The organism is Nonomuraea sp. NPDC050547, assembly GCF_044457345.1.
Classification (GTDB): Bacteria; Actinomycetota; Actinomycetes; order Streptosporangiales; family Streptosporangiaceae; genus Nonomuraea.
Genome location: NZ_JBITGW010000001.1, coordinates 946,038 through 963,484, shown reverse-complemented (window position 1 = coordinate 963,484; position 17,447 = coordinate 946,038). Strand labels below are relative to the sequence as shown.

Genomic DNA, 17,447 nt, shown 5'->3' with positions numbered 1-17,447 from the left:
TGGGCCTACCGCCGCCCCTACACCAGCAACCAGCACCGCACCAACGCCCTCGGCCCATGGCTGCACTACTACAACACCCAACGACCCCACACAGCCCTCGGCGGCCAGCCACCCATCACTCGACTGACACCAAGTTCATGACCGAGTACACCTAGCGCGAGGCCCGTCACCGGGCCAGCGCGCGGCCCGGCCCGTCACCGGGCCAGGGCCCCGGTCGGTCAGTCATCGGGCCAGGGCCCTGGTCGGTCAGTCGCCGGGCACGCTGACCTGGGGCACACCGGTGCGCGGATGGGGGCGGACCTCGGCCGCGACCCGGTAGACCTCGGCCAGCAGGTCCTCGGTGAGGACGTCGGCGGGCGGGCCGTCGGCCACGAGCCGCCCGCCGTCCATCACGCAGATGCGCGCGCAGAAGGCGGCGGCGAGGTTGAGGTCGTGCAGCGCGACCACGGCGGTCACGCCCAGCCGCCGCACCAGCCGCAGGGCGTCGAGCTGGTGGCGCAGGTCGAGGTGGTTGGTGGGCTCGTCGAGGATCATCGTGCCCGGCTGCTGGGCGAGCGCGCGGGCGATGAGCACGCGCTGCTTCTCCCCGCCCGACAGCCGGTCGAAGGGCGCCTCGGCCAGGTCGGCGACGTCCAGCTCGGTCAGCGCCCCCAGCACGATGCTCCGGTCGGAGTCGTCGTCGCCCTCGAAAGGGCGCTTGTACGGCGTGCGCGCCATCGCCACCACGTCGTGCACGGTCAGTTCGAAGGAGCCCGGCGACTCCTGCAGAACGGCGGCCAGCGTACGGGCCAGCCGTTTGGCCGGCATGCGCCAGATGTCGTCCCCGTCCAGGAGCACCCGCCCGGAGGTGGGCCGCACGGCGCGGTAGAAGGTCCGCAGGAGGGTGGATTTGCCCGCGCCGTTCGGGCCCACGAGCGCGACGAGCTCCCCCGGCGCGGCGGCCAGGGTGACCTCGCTGACCAGGGCCCGCCCGTTCACCACGACGCTCACGCCCTCGGCGCGCAGCTCACCGGGGGTCATCGGGCCGCCTTTCTCCGCATGAGCCACAGGAAGAACGGGCCGCCGGTCACCGCGGTCAGGATGCCGATCGGGATCTCCTCGGGGGCGATGAGGCTGCGGGCGGCGAGGTCGGCGGCGATCAGGAAGGCCGCGCCCATGAGCGCGGCGGCAGGCAGCGCCCGCCGGTGGTCGGCGCCGACCAGCAGCCTGACCACGTGCGGCATCATCAGCCCGACGAACCCGATCGACCCGCTGACCGCGACGATCGCGCCGATCATCAGCGCCACCAGCACGAACATCGCGCCGCGGAAGCGGTGCACGTCCAGCCCGAGCGCGGCGGCGGCCTCCTCCCCCGCCAGCAGCAGGTTGAGCGGACGGCTGACGCCCAGCAGCACGGCGGTGCCGAGCAGCACGGCGGCCGCCGGGATCCAGAGCAGGTCCCAGGTGGTGCCGGCCAGGCCGCCCAGCATCCAGCGCAGCGCCGAGTCGGCCTTGTGCGGGTCGTTGGAGGTGACGATGAGGAAGCTGGCCACGGCCGACAGCACCTCGGCCGTGGCGACTCCGGCCAGCACCAGCCGGATCGTGGTCATCCGGCCGCCCGCTCTGGCCAGGCCGTACACGAGGAAGAGCGCGAGGAGGGCGCCGGCGAAGGCGGCCAGGGGCAGCGTCAGCGCGCCGAACACCGACAGGTTGAGCACCATCACGGCGACCGCGCCGACGGTGCCGCCGGAGGAGACGCCGAGCAGCATCGGGTCGGCCAGCGGGTTGCGCACCAGCGCCTGCAGGGCCATGCCGCAGACCGACAGCCCGGCGCCGACGACCGCGCAGAGCAGCACCCGCGGCAGCCGTACGTCCATGACGATCGTCTCGCGCACGGCCGGCCAGGTGGGCTCGCCCAGCGGCAGCCGGAGCCGGTGCAGCAGGATCGACCAGACCTCCCCGAACGGCAGGCCGACCGAGCCCGCCGCGACGCCCGCCGTCGCGGCCAGCAGCAGCGCGGCGGCGAGCACCGCGAGGATCAGCGGGTACGGCGCACGCCGCACCGCCCGCGTCACTTGAACCGGTCCGGATGGATCTGCCGGGCCAGCGCCTCCACCCCGGCCGGCACCCGCACCCCGAGCACCGCCGACGACAGGGGCAGCACGGCGAACCGCTGCTTCTTGATCGCGGGCACGTCCTTGAGCGCTGGGCTGGCCAGCAGGAACTTCTTCTTGGCCTCGACCGTGGTCTGGCCGTAGTCGTAGATGACGATGACCTCGGGCGCGCGCTCGGCGACCTGCTCGAAGGAGACGTTTCCCCACGCCTTGGGCAGGTCGGCGAAGAGGTTGGCCCCGCCGGCCAGTTTGATCATCTCGTTGCCGATCCCGGCGCCGCCCGCGGTGAAGGCGGTCTTGTCGCCGGAGTCGTAGACGAACACCTTGGCCGGCTCGACGTCGCCGAGCTTCTTCGCAACGCCGTCCAGGACGGTCCGCATGGCGCCGATCTGCCGCTCCGCGCGCTCGCCGACGCCGAAGACGCGGCCGATGGTACGGATCTCCTCCTCGGCCTGGGCCGCGGTGACCGGGCCGTTCGGGCATTCCTCGGAGTTGACGTGGGTGTCGATGCCGGACTTGGCCAGCACGTCCCGGCCGCGGCCCTCCTTGGCGTCGAAGGCGCTCTCGAAGCCGCCGTAGACGAAGTCCGGCTCGGCCGAGAGCAGCGCCTCGAAGGAGGGGTACTCCTTGGCCAGTACCTTGATCCGGTCATAGGCGGCCTTGTACTCGGGCAAGATCGCGTCATCGAGGTAAGCGGTGCCCGCCATCGACTTCTCCAGCCCGAGCGCGAGCATGATCTCGGTGGCGTGCTGGTTGAGCGCGACGGCCCGGCGGGGCGGCCGCTCGTAGGTGGTGCTGACGCCGCAGCTGACGACGGTGACGGGGAATCCCGCGGGGACTCCGGCCGCCTGTTCGGCGGCCGGTGCGGGAGCGCTCGCACAGCCGGCCAGCAGGGCCGAGGCGACGAGCAGGGGTACGAGCGCGCGCGGGCTCGCGGGGAAGGGCATGCCGTCCACCGTTCCTCTCATGGGGAGATCCGCCCCAAGGTCGTGAGGTGGCGACCGCGTGAGTCTCCTGGCTCTCGGGTCAACGCTCACCCCGGCCTTCCCGCCCGCAAGGGCAGTGGCTTCGTCGGGGCTCGCTCGCCGATCACAGTGGCGGGACCGCGCCGGATTCACACCGGCTTCCTCGATCCGCCGTCGCCTATTTCGGGATCTATCGTGGCATATCCGGAGGGCTGCCAACCAGGCCGTACGCCTTCATGATCTACTGACCTGCGGGAATGCCGAGGAGATATTCGGGGCAGCGTGCACCTCATGGGGGAAAATTCTAAGAAGCACGCTATTCGCGCGGCCGCGGCCGCCGCCGCGCTGTTCACGATCACGGCCTGCGGTTCCGGGGGCGCCCAGAACACCGCCGGCCTCGCCGTCCAGAGTCCTGCCACACCGCCGGCCGATCCCAGCGACATGGGCTCGCCGGACGCCGGTACCGGTGCCGACGACGTCAAGAAGGCGGGCGAGGCCGCGCTGGCCGCCGTGGAGGGCACGGTCACCGGCCTGGACTCCGACGAGGGCGTGTGGAAGGTCACCATCATCGGCGCGGACGGCGCCGAGAGCAAGGTCCGGGTCGACGCGATGACCTGGAAGGTCGTCGGCACGCCGTCGGCGGAGGCCGACGACGACGCGGAGAAGGCCAAGCACAAGGCGCAGGCCGAGGCGGCCAAGACCACCTACTCCGACGCCGCGGAGAAGGTCGCCGGCGAGTACCCGGACGGCAAGATCACCGAGCTGTCCCTGGACAGGGACAACGGCACGGTGGTCTGGGAGGCCGACGTGACCGCCGCAGACGGGACCAAGGCGAAGGTCAAGATCAAGGCGGACGACGGCAGCGTGGTCTCGCCGTCAGCCGAGCCGGAATCGACCGGCTGACGCACATGACGGGCTGAGGAGGCGGCGCTACCCGGCCAGCGCCCGTCGCGCGTAAGCGCGCACGTCCGCGTCCGGATCGCCCAGCGCCGCCTCCAGTGCCGCGCCCGCTTCGGCCGTGTCCGCCCAGCGGGTCAGTGCCAGCACGGCCGCCTTGCGCACGTCGAGGTTCTCGTCCGACAGCGCCGCCACGAGCGGCGCCGGCGCACTGGCGCGGTCGGCGGCGGCGAGCGCGCGGGCCGCGCCCACCCGCACCTGCCACCGCGGGTCGTCCATCGCCTGTACGGCCGCCGCCACCAGCGGCCCGCCCGCACCGGCCGACGACTCCAGGGCGGCGGCCCTGACCAGCGGGTCGGCGTCGGCGGCCAGCGTCTCCAGCACGGGCGCGGGCTTGCCGATGATGCCGAGCCCCTTGGCCACCCAGACTCGTACCTCCCGCGACGGGTCGCCGGCGGCGGCCGCTACCAGGTCCGGCTCGTCCAGCGAGACCAGGCCGCGGATGGCCTCGATGCGCACCCGGTGGTCGGCGTCGGCGATCGCGGCGGCGAAGACGTCTCTGCCGCCCAGGCGCAGCGCGCGCAGCAGGTCCAGGGCGGTGGCGCGGACGAGCGCGTCGCCTCCGGCCAGCGCCGCGTCCAGGTCGAGGGGCGGGCGGAGCACCTCGGCGAGCTCGCGCAGGCCGGTGGCGGCGGCCCGCCGTACCGTGCCGTGCTCGTCGGCGAGGGCGGCGACCAGGGCGGGGCCGGCGCCGTCGGGGACGGTCTCGGTGCGGGTGGCGATCGCGGCCCTGCGCACCTTGGGGTCGGGGTCGGCCAGGTAGGGGGCGAGCTGCTCGGTGGTGGGCTGTTCCTCGGCCAGGCGGTGCAGCTCGAGTATGCGCGGGGAGCGGCGGCCCACGCCGGTGCGCTCGGTGGTGACGGGGGCGGCCCGCCGTACCGGGGCGGAGGTGTGCGCGGCCAGGACGGCGGGGGCGGCGGCGGACGGCGCGAACTCCTCGACCGGGACCAGGTAGGGCTCGACCGGGCGCTTGAGGAACTCCATCGCGCCGTCGGCGCGCTTGCGCAGGTTCAGGTGGAACAGCCACGCGCCGTCGTCGCGGGCGGGCAGGTCGGCGCGGTCGTGGTAGAGGCCCCAGCGGCTCTCGGTGCGGGTGAGGGAGGCGCGGGCGGCCATCTCGGCGCAGTCGCGGATGAAGTCCACCTCGGCGCAGCGCATCAGCTCGTGCGGGGTTCGGGCGCCCATCGAGGCGATCTCCTCGCGCATGCGCTCGAACGACTCCAGCGCGAGGTCCAGCCTGGCGGCGGTCTTGGGCGGGGCGACGTAGTCGTTGACGAAGCGGCGCAGCTTGTACTCGACCTGCTGCTGGGGCGGCCCGTCCGGGTTGCGCAGCGGGCGGTAGACGAGTTCGTGGGCGGCGCTCACCTGCCCCTGCGGCAACGTCGCGGGCACGGGCGTGGCCGCGGCGGCGGCGTGGGCTCCGGCCAGGTCGCCGAAGACGAAGGCGCCGATCATGTAGTTGTGGGGGACGCAGGCCAGGTCGCCCGCCGCGTACAGGCCGGGCACGGTGGTCCGGCCGTGCTCGTCCACCCAGACGCCGGAGGCGGAGTGGCCGCCGCACAGGCCGATCTCGGAGATGTGCATCTCGACGTCGTGGGTGCGGTAGTCGTGCCCGCGCCCGGCGTGGAAGGTGCCCCTGGTCGGCCGCTCGGTCGAGTGCAGGATCGTCTCCACCGCGCTGATCGTCTCGTCCGGCAGATGGGTCAGCTTCAGGTAGATGGGGCCGCGGGCCGAGGCGATCTCGGCCGCCACCTCCGCCATCATCTGGCCCGACCAGTAGTCGGAGTCGACGAAGCGCTCGCCCCTGTTGTTGACCTGGTAGCCGCCGAACGGGTTGGCCACGTACGCGCAGGCGGGCCCGTTGTAGTCCTTGATCAGCGGGTTGATCTGGAAGCACTCGATGCCGCTGAGCTCGGCCCCGGCGTGGTAGGCCATCGCGTAGCCGTCGCCGGCGTTGGTGGGGTTCTCGTAGGTGCCGTACAAGTAGCCGCTGGCCGGCAGGCCGAGGCGGCCGCAGGCGCCGGTGGCCAGGATCACCGCGCCCGCCCTGACCGTGACGAAGGCGCCCGAGCGGGTGTCGAATCCGGCGATCCCCACCGCCCTGCCGTCGTCGACCAGGACCCTGACGGGCATGACACGGTTCTCGATACGGACCTTGTCCCGGATGTCGCGCCTGCGCAGCACCCGGTAGAGGACCTTCTTGACGTCCTTGCCCTCCGGCATCGGCAGCACGTAGCTGCCCGAGCGGTGCACGCGCCGCACGGCGTACTCGCCGTACTCGTCCTTCTCGAACTTCACGCCGTAGCGCTCCAGGCGGCGGACCATCTCGTGGCCGCGCGTGGCCGTCTGGTAGATCGTCTTCTGGTTGACGATGCCGTCGTTGGCGCGGGTGATCTCGGCGACGTAGTCCTCGGGGGTGGCCTTGCCGGGGATGACCGCGTTGTTGACGCCGTCCATGCCCATGGCCAGGGCGCCGCTGTGCCGTACGTGGGCCTTCTCCAGGAGCAGGACGTGGGCGCCGCGCTCGGCCGCGGTGATCGCGGCCATCGTGCCGGCGGTGCCGCCGCCGACGACGAGCACCTCGCACTCCAGCTCCAGGCGCTCGCTCAGCTCGGGGATCTTCATCTACAGCTCCTTCAGCACGCGGGCGCGCAGGTCGTCGCGATCGTCTTCTGGGCGGACCTCGATCACCGCGCGCAGCGCGCCGCCGCCGATCACCGCGACGCGGTCGCCGAGCAGCAGCGCCTCGTCCACGTCGTGGGTGACGAACACGACGGTGGCGCGGGTCTCACGCAGCACTCCGAGCAGGAGCCGCTGCATCTCGGCGCGCGTCTGCGCGTCCAGCGCGCCGAAGGGCTCGTCCATGAGTACGGCCCGCGGCGCCCCGGCCAGCGCGCGGGCGAGTTGCACCCGCTGCCGCATGCCGCCGGACAGCTCGCGGGGCAGCAGGCCGGCCGACCCGGTGAGGCCCACGCGGTCCAGCCAGGACGCCGCCGCTGCCCGGCGCGCGGCCCGCGGCACCTTCCTGAGCGCGAGCGGCAGTTCCACGTTGCGCCGCACGGTCCGCCAGGGCAGCAGGCCGTCGTCCTGGAAGACCATGGCGCGATCGGCGGAGGTGGCGGCCACCACGACGCCGTCGGCCAGGACCCGGCCGGCGGCGGGCGCCAGCAGCCCGGCCAGTGCGCGCAGCAGCGTGGACTTGCCCGACCCCGAAGCGCCCGCCACGGCCAGCACCTCCCCCGGCCGGATCGCCAGGTCCAGCTCGCGCAGCACGGGCGCGCGGCCGTAGCCGAGGGTGAGCGCTTCGACGGCGAAGGCCAGCCCGCGCACGGCGGGGGGCCGCTCGGTCAGCGTGGTCACGTGACGCTCCCTTCCCCGCGCGGCAGCCAGCGGGTGACCCGGCGCCCGGCCAGCTCGACGGCGGCGGAGGTGAGCCAGCCGAGCAGGCCGATGGTGGCCATGCCGACGATCACGGCGGGGTAGTCGACCAGCGTGTAGGAGTTCCAGGTGCGGTAGCCGACCCCGAACTCGCCGGAGATCATCTCCGCGGAGATCACGCAGATCCAGGCCACGCCCATGCCGACCGACAGCCCGCCGAACACGCCGGGCAGGATGCCGGGCAGCACGACGTGCCACAGCACGTGGCGGCGACCGGCGCCGAGCGTCCTGACCGCGTCCTCCCAGAGCGTCGGCAGCGCGCGTGCGGCGTGCCGCGTGCTCACCATGATCGGGAAGAAGGCGGCGGCGAAGGTGATGAAGACGATGCCCTGCTCGTCGGCGGGGAACAGCAGGATCGCGATCGGCACCAGCGCGATGGCCGGGATCGGCCGCACCACCTCCAGCAGCGGCAGCAGCAACGGCCCCGCCCGGCGCGAACGGGTGACCAGCACGCCCGCCGCGACCCCGGCCACGGCGGCGATGGCGAAGCCGGTGAGGATGCGCAGCAGGCTCTGCAGCAGGTCGAGGTAGTACAGGGAGGTGGTCAGCTCGGCGGCGAAGCGCACCGCGACCTCGTCCAGTGACGGCAGCCGGTCGAAGCGCAGCCACAGGCGGGCGTCGGTGACGGTGAGCACCTGCCACAGCGCGGCGGCGGCCAGCAGCGAGCCGATCCTGGCGGCCTGTCTCATCGCGCCGCCTCTTTCTCCAGGGCTTCGGCGTAGGTGACGGGCTTGGCGCCCGGGTGCGCCGCGCGGTAGGCGTCGGCGCCGTCGCGGGTGGTGAAGGGCAGGTAGTCGCCCTTCTCCCGGAGCCAGACCGACTTGTCGGCGAACCAGCGGGTGCCGGTGGCGGCGTCGGGCACGTACGCGGCGCGGACCTCTCCCGCCCCGGCGGCGGCGATCTGGCGCAGCAGGCAGGTGGGGGTGGCGGCGGGCCGGGTGCCGCCCGCCGCCAGCCACAGCTCCGAGGCGGTACGCGGGTCGGTCACGGGGACGCCGCAGGCCGGATCGGCGCCGGTGATCTTCGCGGGGTTGGCGGTCGAGGCGGTGTCGGCGTCGTAGGCGGGGCCGTACGCCTCGCGGAGGTAGGAGTCGTTGACGAAGCGGGAGAGGTCCACCCCGGCGAAGTCCTGACTTATGCGCTTGAGGTAGGGAATGTCGTGCTGGTGGGCGGCCTTCAGCTGCGGCTTGAGCGTGACGTCGAACGTCGCGATGCCGCCGGGCCCGTTGTACAGGTAGACCACCTCGGGCGGCAGCCCGGTCGCCTTCGCCACCAGCTCAGCCGCGCGCAGCGGGTTGTCGTGCAGGTAGCGGGTGGCGTCCAGCTGCGCCTTCAGGAAGGCGTCCACGACCTGCGGACTCTCCTTCGCATACGGCTCGCGGACCACCACCCCGTGGAAGGTCGGCACCCGCAGGGCGGAGCCGTCGTAGATCAGCTTGGCCTTGTCCTGGAAGACCAGCAGCCCCGGCCAGGCCACGAACTGCGCGTACGCCTGCACGCCGCCGGCCTCCAGCTGCGAGGCGCCGACCGGCGGCTGGTGGTTGACCACCTCGACGTCGGCCGCCGGGTCGAGCCCGGCCTTCTCCAGCGCCTGGACCAGCGTGCCGTGCCCGGCCGAGCCCACGCTGGCCGAGACCTTGGCGCCCTTGAGCCCGGCGAGGGTGGTGACCTTCGAGGCGGGCGGGACGACCACCATGTTGAGGCCGCCGCGCAGGTTGTAGCCGGTGATCGAGACCAGCTCGGTGTTCTTGGCGCGGGCGGCGTTGATCAGCAGCGGGTAGTCGCCCATGGAGCCGATGTCGATCTTCCCGGCGACCATCTTGGCGGTGATCGGGGCACCGGTGTCGTGATCCTGCCACTCGACGGCGTACCCGCCGCCCAGGCGCTTTTCCAGGTAGCCGAGCTCGCGCAACAGGGTTCCGGCTGTCACGGTGTTGATGGTCTTGGACTGGTAGCCGACGACCAGCTTCTTCTTGCCGGGGGCGGCGGCCGTACCGGACAGGGAACAGCCGGCGAGCGCCAGCAGGAGGGCGGCGGCGAGGACCACGCGCATGGCTCGTCCTTTCAGCTCAGCGCAGCAGGTAGGGGATGTCGATGGTGACGGCGTCGACGGGGCAGCGGGCCGCGCACGGACCGCAGTACCAGCACTCGTCGACGTGCATGTACGCCTTGCCCGTCTCGTCGCTGATCGCGAGCGAGTCGAGCGGGCAGGCCTCCACGCAGAGCGTGCAGCCGTCGATGCAGAGGGACTCGTCGATGGTGACGGGCACCTCGACCCGCTGGGTGATCAGAGCCATGGCTACTCCCGGTTCAGGTGGCCGCGCATGGTCAGCCGGTCGCCCCTGAAGCGGATGAACTCCAGGTCGACCGGGCGGCCGTCGGACAGGTGGGTGAGCCGCTCCACCATGAGCAGCGCGGCGCCGCGCGGCGCTTCGAGCGCGGCGGCGGTGTGGGCGTCGGCGTTGACCGCCTCCAGGCTGAGCTCGGCCGTGCCGAGCGGCTGCCCGGCGATGGCTTCGAGCAGGACGAAGATGTCGTTGTGCGCCAGGTCGGCGTCGAAGAGCGGCTCGCCGACCGCGCGCACCAGGTATGTGAGGTCGAGGGAGAGCGGCACGCCGTTGAGCCGCCGGAGCCGTTCGAGGTAGACGACCGCCTCGCCCGGCGGCACCCGCAGCCGCCGGCTGACGGCGGCGGGCGGCTCGATGAGGGTCATGGTCCGGACGAGGTTGACCACCTCGCCGTGTTCGTGGAGGGTCTCGGCGAGTCCGAGCAGCCGGTGCAGCCCGTGGGGGTACTTCTGCGCCGCCACCGTGGTGCCCACGCCGGGGCACCGCTCGACCAGCCCTTCCTCCCGCAGGAGGTCGAGGGCGGCGCGGACGGTGTTGCGCGAGATCCGGAAGTCACGGGCCAGCGCCGCCTCCCGGGGCAACCGGCCACGCCCGAACTGCCCGTCCACGATCTGCCCGCGCAGCAGATCGGCCACCTGCCGGGCCCGATCCGCCCGTCGCCGTGTCTCCACACGGCCTAACCTAGCAATCCGGTAGGTTAATAGGGATAACGGCGAGATTGCGCCACCCGCCCACCCACCCCACCAGCACGACCAGCCAAGATCTGCCACTTGCCTGCGGCGCCAGACCCCCTCCACTACTCTCTGACGCTGGGCGACATTTCCGTATCTTTCACACCTTCTGGCGGAGGAGGCGAGTGAGACAAGACAGGTGGGGCCTGGCGCAGATCGCCGGACTCGGCGGCGCACTGGTCGGATATCTGGGTCTCGGGGTGGCGATCTGGAACCTGACCCAGCAGATCCTCCCTCTGGTGGTGTACGCCCTCCTGGTGATCACGGCCATGCTGGCCACCCGCATCCACACCGGGCAGAGGGAGATCCGGCAGCTGGAGGCCCGCTGCCAGAAGCTGACGGCCCACACCCAGGAGAGCGCCCACCTGCAGAGCCTCACCCAAGGGCTGTCCGGCTTCGTCTCCTATCTCACCGAGGAGCCGCGCGCCGACTACGTTCACCACTTCACCCATGTGACCGAGGAATACGCGATCCACGGTGACGACGGCACGTACAACTGGACCCTTCGCGGGCACAACGCCACGGAACATCCGTCAGAGCGGCTCCACGTCAAGTTCTACGGCGACCGGCCGACCACCGCCAAGGCCCTCGACATCACGGTCGTGGACATGCTCAGGCCGGAGGAGGACCCGAAGGTCGAGCTGGTCAAGGACATGCCCCTGTTCAAGGCCATCGCGATCGCGTTCGATCCCCCGCTGCCGCCGGGCGGCGAGTTCTTCCTCAAGGTCAGCTGCCGGTGGAACGACACGTTCACCAGGGAACGCGAGCATGACTACATCATCTTCACGATGGGCAGGGTGGCGACCCAAGGCGTGGACCGCATCGTCGGCCGCCTCATCTGCGATCTTCCGATCTCGGAGTTCGTCATGGAGGAGTTCAGCCCGAGCGGGCTCGTGCGCGCGACGATCCAGCCGCACCAGGCCGAGTCCACCTTCCACCGCACCATCCTCGAATGGCAGGGCCGCGACCCGCGCAACATCTTCCTGCTGAAGTTCCGCAAGGAGGTTCCGCTAGGAAGTGCGGGCCGGGACGCGTGAGGGGTCCGCCTGCGCGGGGAGCTTCTGGCGGCGTGGGCATGTCAGCCGCACGGTCGCCCATACTCCGACGACCGTCAGCGTTGCGTAGAACAACACAATCCAGGCGATCATTGTCCTGACTCCCTTGACCAGGTTTCTCGAAAGATTCTTAACAATAGGTACGCGGCAAACAACCTAAAAAGGGCAAAGGATATGGCTGCCAGCTGGGCTTCAGATTCGCGGAGTACCGTCCGGCGGCATGACATGGCAGCGCAGGTTCAACAAGGCGCTGGCCAGATACACGGGATACCAACTCAAGCGCCCGGAAAAGGGAGAAACCCGTCCCGCTGAGCTCGGGACCGTCCGGCCGCCCGCCCATCCCGGCACCGATCGGCTGCTCGTCGCGCCGGTGTTCGTGATCTGCCCGGTGCGTTCCGGCTCGACGCTGCTGCGGGCGATGCTCAACGCGCACTCCCAGCTGCACGCCCCGCACGAGCTGCACATCCGCCGCCTGACCGTCGGATTCGGTACGAGGCTCGCGCAGCACGCCATGACCGAACTCGGGCACAACCGCGCCGATCTGGAACACCTGCTGTGGGACCGGGTGCTCCATCGCGAGCTGGTGCGCAGCGGCAAGCCGTACCTGGTGGACAAGACGCCCGCCAACGCCTTCGCCTACCGGCGGCTCGCCACGTGCTGGCCGGACGCGCGGTTCGTGTTCCTGGTGCGGCATCCGGCCGCGATCGCCGCCTCCTGGTACGAGGCCGCGCCCGAGCGGCGTACCCGCGAGGAGGCGGCGGCCGACGCGCTGCGCTACATGAACGCGGTCCAGCGCGCGAGAGAGGCCCTGCCGGGACCGACCGTCCGCTACGAGCACCTCACCGCGGCCCCCGAGCGCGCCACCCGCGCCGTCTGCGGCTTCCTCGGCCTCGCGTGGGAGCCCGGCATGATCGAGTACGGCCGGCCCGAAGTGATCCGCAAGGGCCTGGGCGACTGGACGGACAAGATCGCCTCCGGCGTCGTGCAGCCCGCGCGCGAGACCCCGTCCGGCACCCCGGAGATCCTCGGGCCCATCTGCGAGGCGTGGGGATACACACCATGAACGTCCGCTACCTGCTCCTGCACGCCTACGGCATGGGCGGCACCGTGCGCACCGTCCTCGGCCAGGCCGGGGCGCTGGCCCGCCTCGGGCACGAGGTGGAGGTCGTCAGCGTCGTACGCCGCCGCGACGAGCCGCACTTCCCCTTCGAGCCGCGGCTGCGCGTGTCCACGCTGGTCGACCAGCGTGACGGGATCGCCGCCGACTCCACGGCGCGCAAGGCGTGGCGGCGCGTGCGCGGCAAGGTCGTGCCGCCCGGCGAGTTCGCCGCCGACTACTTCACCGAGCGTGTGGAACGCTCCGTCATCGACTACGTGGCCGGGGTGCGCGGCGGCGTCCTGGTCACCACCCGGCCCGCGCTGAGCCTGATCGCCGCGCGCCGCGGTTCGCGCCGGGTGGTCCGCGTCGCGCAGGAGCACATGCCGCTGTCGGCCTACCGCGAGCCCGTGCGCGCGCAGATCCTGCGCCACTACGCCAAGCTCGACGCCGTGGCGGTCCTGACCGCCGCCAGCCGGGACGAGTACCGCACCGCCCTGCCCGCCACCCCCGTCGTCCGCATCCCGAACGCCGTGCACACCGACGGCACCGCCGCCGCCACGCAGAACAACCCGGTGGTGATCGCGGCCGGCCGCCTGGTCCACCAGAAGGGCTTCGACCTGCTCATCCCCGCCTTCGCGCAGGTGTCGGCCAGGCACCCCGAGTGGAAACTCCGCATCTACGGCACCGGCCCCAAACACCCCCAGCTGACCGCCCTCATCCGCGACCACGGCCTCCAGGCCAGGGCCCGCCTCATGGGCCGCACCCAGAACCTGGACGCCAAGCTCGCCGGTGCCTCCGTCTTCGCCCTGAGCTCCCGCTTCGAGGGCCTGCCCATGGTCATGATCGAGGCCATGACCCACGCGCTGCCGATCGTCGCCTTCGACTGCCCGACCGGCCCGGCCGACGTGCTGACCGACGGCCGCGACGGCCTCATCATCGCCCCCGGAGACGTCGGCGCCTTCGCCGCCGCCCTCGACCGCCTCATGTCCGACCGCGCCGAACGCCTCCGGATGGGGGCGGCGGCGGCGCGTACCGCGGGCGGATACGCGATCGAGGTGGTGATGCCGATGTGGGAGGACTTCTTCGGCGAACTGCTGAGCGGCGAGCCGGTCACCGACAGCTACTGGCCCTGACGCTCGCGGTAGCTCGCCACCGCGGTCCGGACGAACGAGCGGATGAGCGGGTTGGCGTCACCCTCGTTCCACGCCACCACCACCCGGCTGGGCGCCATGTCGGTCAGCGGCACCACGGCCAGTTCCGCGGGCGGGTGGTGGCCGAGCGGGGTGAGTCCGACCGTCCCGTTCCAGAGCACGGCCTGCACACACTCCTGTACGGCCCGCACCACCGGCCCTTCCCTGGCCAGCCCCCCGTTCCAGTACGCCTGCCAGATCGGATCGGTCCCGTCGGGGAACTGGAACCAGCGCCGTCCGGCCAGGTCGGCCAGGGTCAGGTGATCGCGGCCGGCCAGCGGGTCGTCGGCGCGCAGCACCGCGCCCACCGGGTCGGCGCGCAGCACGTGCACGCTCAGGCCGCTCTCGTCGAACGGCCCGCGGGTCAGCGCCACGTCGACGAGTCCGGCGCGCAGCCCGCAGGTCGGATCGGTCAGGTCGGCGTCGCGGATGCGGACCTCGACGCCGGGGTGCGACCGCCGGTACTCGGTGGCCAGCCGCGTCGCGCCCCGGTCGGCGCTGTCGCTCAGGAAGCCGACGGTGATCGACGATGCACCCGCGGCCACGGCGACGCGGGCGCGTACCCGGTCGGCCTGGTCGAGCAGGGTGCGCGCGTCGTCCAGCAGCGCCGCGCCGGCGGCGGTGAGGGTGACGCCCGCGGCGGAACGGAGCAGCAGCGTGGCGCCCAGGTCGGACTCCAGTTGCCTGATGGCCCGGCTCAGCGGCGGCTGGCTCATGTGCAACCGGGCGGCGGCCCGGCCGAAGTGGAGTTCTTCGGCGACCGCCACGAAGTAGCGCAGCGTGCGTAGCTCCATGACCCGCGACGATACCCGCACGGTATCGGCGCCACCCAGCCGGACTTGGACGGCGCGGCCGGCGCGGTGCTGCACTGGACGCGATCAGTCCTCTATGTCAAGGAGAGCGCCGCATGTCCGGATACTCCCATCCCGATCCCGTCGTGGACGTCACGGACGTTCAGGAACTGGGCCGCGACCTCGTGGTGATCCCCAACCGGGACGTGGAACTGGTGCCGAACATCGGCGTGATCGGCGGCACGCAGGCGGTCCTGGTCGTCGAGACCGGCCTGGGCCCGCGCAACGCCGCGAAGGTGCTCGCGTTCGCCGCCGAGTACGCGAAAGGCCGCCGCCTGTACCTGACCACCACCCACTTCCATCCGGAGCACGCGTTCGGCGCGAGCGCGTTCGGCGAAGAGGCGACCTTTCTCGTCAACGCGGCGCAGGCCGACGACATGGCCGTCAAGGGCGCCGGATATCTCGCCATGTTCGGTGGATTGGGAGAGCCGGTCGCGCGTGAACTGGAGGGCGCCCGGGTGCCCGTTCCGGATGTCACCTACGACGGCTCCCGCGAACTCGATCTCGGCGGCCGGGTGGTGCGCCTGCGTCCGACCGGGCGCGCGCACACCAAGGGCGACCAGGTGATCACCGTCCCCGACGCGGGCGTGATGTTCACCGGAGATCTGGCGGAGGCCGGGCAGTTCGCCATCTTCCCGTGGTTTCCGCCGCACGACACGGACGTCTCGGGCGTGCGCTGGATCGAGGTCATGGAGCGGCTGTCCGGGGAGCGGCCCCGGGTGGTGGTGCCGGGCCACGGCGCCGTCGGCGACGCGCGCCTGCTGGCCGAGGTCCGGGACTACCTCAGGGAACTGCGCGAGGAGACCTGGAGGCGCAGGGACTCGGCCATGCCGGAGGAGACGATCGCGCGGGAGGTCACCGCCCTCCTGGTGGAACGGCATCCCGAGTGGCGGATGCGGGAGTGGATCGAACGCGGGGTCGGCTGCCTGTGCGCCGAGCACCCGAGCTGATCCAGATCCACTCTTGTAGTGCTATGTGCAATGTGCAATGTTATACAGCAGTCTTCGGGGACCCGCACAGGCACCAGATCAGCAACGGAGCGATCATGAAAACGATGCCGAAGAAGCTCGGCCTGCTGGCCGTCGCGGCCCTCTTATGCGGCGCCTGCGGAGGCGTCAGGCAAGCGAGCGGCGACCGGCCCGCCGAAGAGGGCGGCACGAAGGGCGGAACGCTCACCGTCCTCGCGATCAGCGACTTCGGGCACCTGGATCCCGCGCGGAACTGGACCATGCCGGACATGATGTTCGGCACCCGCCTGATCTACCGCACGCTGACCACCTACAAGGCGGGCAGCTCGGAGATCGTTCCCGACCTCGCCACCGACCTGGGCACCTCCGCGGACGGCGGCACGACCTGGAAGTTCACGCTCAAGGACGGGCTCAAGTACGAGGACGGCACGCCGATCAAGGCCGCCGACATCAAGTACAACGTCGAGCGCTCGATGTCCCCCGACATCAGCAGCGGGCCGGACTACGCGCAGAAGCTGCTCGTCGGCGGCACGGACTACAAGGGCCCCTACGACGGCAAGAGCCTCGACTCGATCGAGACTCCCGACGACAAGACGATCATCTTCAAGCTCAGGCGCCCGGCCGGCGAGTTCCCGTACACGGTCACGCTGACCACCTTCTCTCCGGTGCCCCCGGCCAAGGACACCAAGGTCGAGTACGACAACCGCCCCTTCTCCTCCGGCCCGTACAAGATCGAGAAGTACGACCGCGGCAAGGAGCTCGTCCTCGTGCGCAACGAGCACTGGGACCCCGCGACCGACACGGTACGGCTCGCGCTGCCCGACCGGATCCACGTCAAGCAGGGCCAGGACAAGGACACCGTCACCGACCGCCTGATCGCCGCGTCGGGCGCGGACGCCACCGCCGTGGCCTGGGGCTCGGCGGGACCGCAGAGCCTGTCGAAGATCCTTCCCGACCCGCGGGCGAAGGAACGCCTGTTCACCGGCGTCACGGGCTGCACGAGCACGCTGGTGTTCAACATGAACAAGAAGCCCCTCGACGATCCGAAGGTGCGCCAGGCGATTCACTACGCGCTCGACAAGGAGTCGGTGCAGACCGCGATGGGCGGGCCGAACATGGCCGACATCGCCACCGCCTACCTGCCGCCCGCCATGACCGGCGGCGCCAGGCAGGACGTGTACGAGATCCCGCCCGCCGGCGACGTGGCCAAGGCCAGGAGCCTGCTGGCCGAGTCCGGGATCGCCACCCCGCTCAAGGTGAAGCTGACCGCCACGACCGGCTCGTCGAACAACGTCGAGGTGGCGATCCAGGAGAGCCTGAAGAAGATCGGCATCGAGGTCGAGATCAACGCGGTCGACGGCTCCGTCTACTACGACCTGCTCGGCGACCAGGCCAAGGCCGACGAGATGGGCGTCTACGGCTGGTGCCCCGACTACCCCAACGGCTCCAGCTTCCTCCCGCCGCTCTTCGACAGCCGCGGCATCAAGAAGACGGGCAACAGCGGCAACGTGGCCTACTTCAAGGACGCCGCGATCGACAAGAAGATCGACGACATCTACGCCATCCTCCAGAAGGACGCCTCCAACAAGGCCTGGCAGGAGCTCGACTCCCAGATCATGCGTCAGCTGCCGCAGGCGCCGCTCTACCTGGAGAAGCGCGGCTACCTGGTGGGCAAGAACGTCATGGGAGCGGTCAACCACCCGGTCTGGGCCGCCCAGCTCGACTACGCGGTCATCGGCGTCAAGAAGTGAC

17 protein-coding genes and 1 riboswitch are annotated in these 17,447 nt (G+C 71.5%); of the genes, 7 read left to right on the top strand and 10 right to left on the bottom strand.

Annotated elements, in window-relative coordinates; genetic code table 11:
* Window positions 1–141, top strand: a 141-nt coding sequence (locus ACIBHY_RS04500) for an integrase core domain-containing protein (protein WP_397305958.1), incomplete at its 5' end; no start/stop codon positions are given.
* Between the two features lie 105 nt (window positions 142–246).
* On the opposite strand, the gene ACIBHY_RS04495 is transcribed toward ACIBHY_RS04500, so the two are convergent.
* The 3 genes from ACIBHY_RS04495 to ACIBHY_RS04485 are packed head-to-tail and all read right to left on the bottom strand — an operon-like array spanning window position 247 to window position 3,061.
* Window positions 247–1,020, bottom strand: a complete 774-nt coding sequence (locus tag ACIBHY_RS04495; protein ID WP_397305943.1) for an ABC transporter ATP-binding protein — start codon at window positions 1,018–1,020, stop codon at window positions 247–249.
* A complete protein-coding gene (locus tag ACIBHY_RS04490; RefSeq protein WP_397256031.1) occupies window positions 1,017–2,042 on the bottom strand; it encodes a FecCD family ABC transporter permease in 1,026 nt (341 codons plus the stop codon). The genes ACIBHY_RS04495 and ACIBHY_RS04490 overlap by 4 nt, the downstream gene beginning before the upstream one ends.
* Window positions 2,043–2,050: 8 nt before the next feature.
* On the bottom strand, window positions 2,051–3,061 hold the full coding sequence (locus ACIBHY_RS04485; RefSeq protein ID WP_397256033.1) for an ABC transporter substrate-binding protein: 1,011 nt from the start codon (window positions 3,059–3,061) through the stop codon (window positions 2,051–2,053).
* 39 nt (window positions 3,062–3,100) lie between these two features.
* A riboswitch (cobalamin riboswitch) is annotated at window positions 3,101–3,223 on the bottom strand.
* Window positions 3,224–3,349: 126 nt separating this feature from the next.
* Between ACIBHY_RS04485 and ACIBHY_RS04480 the strand changes: the two genes are divergently transcribed.
* Entirely contained in the window at window positions 3,350–3,961 is a 612-nt protein-coding gene (locus tag ACIBHY_RS04480; RefSeq protein ID WP_397305942.1) for a PepSY domain-containing protein, read from the top strand.
* Between the two features lie 27 nt (window positions 3,962–3,988).
* On the opposite strand, the gene ACIBHY_RS04475 is transcribed toward ACIBHY_RS04480, so the two are convergent.
* The 6 genes from ACIBHY_RS04475 to ACIBHY_RS04450 are packed head-to-tail and all read right to left on the bottom strand — an operon-like array spanning window position 3,989 to window position 10,472.
* Complete coding sequence (locus ACIBHY_RS04475) at window positions 3,989–6,640, bottom strand: fumarate reductase/succinate dehydrogenase flavoprotein subunit (protein ID WP_397305940.1); 2,652 nt, start codon at window positions 6,638–6,640, stop codon at window positions 3,989–3,991.
* Window positions 6,641–7,375, bottom strand: coding sequence for an ABC transporter ATP-binding protein (locus tag ACIBHY_RS04470; RefSeq protein WP_397256039.1), 735 nt, complete (start codon window positions 7,373–7,375; stop codon window positions 6,641–6,643).
* Window positions 7,372–8,142, bottom strand: coding sequence for an ABC transporter permease (locus tag ACIBHY_RS04465; protein WP_397305938.1), 771 nt, complete (start codon window positions 8,140–8,142; stop codon window positions 7,372–7,374). Before ACIBHY_RS04465 ends, ACIBHY_RS04470 begins: the two co-directional genes overlap by 4 nt.
* Window positions 8,139–9,506: an ABC transporter substrate-binding protein gene (locus ACIBHY_RS04460; RefSeq protein WP_397305937.1), complete on the bottom strand. Its 1,368-nt coding sequence runs from the start codon at window positions 9,504–9,506 to the stop codon at window positions 8,139–8,141. The genes ACIBHY_RS04465 and ACIBHY_RS04460 overlap by 4 nt, the downstream gene beginning before the upstream one ends.
* A 16-nt stretch (window positions 9,507–9,522) precedes the next feature.
* Window positions 9,523–9,750: a ferredoxin family protein gene (locus tag ACIBHY_RS04455; protein WP_184961290.1), complete on the bottom strand. Its 228-nt coding sequence runs from the start codon at window positions 9,748–9,750 to the stop codon at window positions 9,523–9,525.
* 2 nt (window positions 9,751–9,752) lie between these two features.
* On the bottom strand, window positions 9,753–10,472 hold the full coding sequence (locus tag ACIBHY_RS04450) for a GntR family transcriptional regulator (RefSeq protein WP_397305936.1): 720 nt from the start codon (window positions 10,470–10,472) through the stop codon (window positions 9,753–9,755).
* A gap of 185 nt (window positions 10,473–10,657) precedes the next feature.
* On the opposite strand from ACIBHY_RS04450, the gene ACIBHY_RS04445 reads away from it, so the two are divergent.
* The 3 genes from ACIBHY_RS04445 (at window position 10,658) to ACIBHY_RS04435 (ending at window position 13,819) form a co-directional block, all read left to right on the top strand.
* Window positions 10,658–11,569, top strand: a complete 912-nt coding sequence (locus tag ACIBHY_RS04445) for a hypothetical protein (protein ID WP_397305935.1) — start codon at window positions 10,658–10,660, stop codon at window positions 11,567–11,569.
* Between the two features lie 238 nt (window positions 11,570–11,807).
* Window positions 11,808–12,650, top strand: a complete 843-nt coding sequence (locus ACIBHY_RS04440; RefSeq protein WP_397305934.1) for a sulfotransferase family protein — start codon at window positions 11,808–11,810, stop codon at window positions 12,648–12,650.
* Window positions 12,647–13,819 (top strand): glycosyltransferase family 4 protein, encoded by a 1,173-nt coding sequence (locus ACIBHY_RS04435; RefSeq protein WP_397305933.1) that lies wholly within the window; start codon window positions 12,647–12,649, stop codon window positions 13,817–13,819. The genes ACIBHY_RS04440 and ACIBHY_RS04435 overlap by 4 nt, the downstream gene beginning before the upstream one ends.
* On the opposite strand, the gene ACIBHY_RS04430 is transcribed toward ACIBHY_RS04435, so the two are convergent.
* Entirely contained in the window at window positions 13,807–14,670 is an 864-nt protein-coding gene (locus ACIBHY_RS04430) for a LysR family transcriptional regulator (protein ID WP_397305932.1), read from the bottom strand. The genes ACIBHY_RS04435 and ACIBHY_RS04430 overlap by 13 nt on opposite strands.
* A 113-nt stretch (window positions 14,671–14,783) precedes the next feature.
* Between ACIBHY_RS04430 and ACIBHY_RS04425 the strand changes: the two genes are divergently transcribed.
* Together ACIBHY_RS04425 and ACIBHY_RS04420 are read left to right on the top strand one after the other, a co-directional pair.
* Entirely contained in the window at window positions 14,784–15,677 is an 894-nt protein-coding gene (locus tag ACIBHY_RS04425) for an MBL fold metallo-hydrolase (RefSeq protein ID WP_397256055.1), read from the top strand.
* A 95-nt stretch (window positions 15,678–15,772) separates the two neighbouring features.
* Entirely contained in the window at window positions 15,773–17,446 is a 1,674-nt protein-coding gene (locus ACIBHY_RS04420) for an ABC transporter substrate-binding protein (RefSeq protein ID WP_397305930.1), read from the top strand.
* Window position 17,447 lies beyond the last annotated feature (1 nt).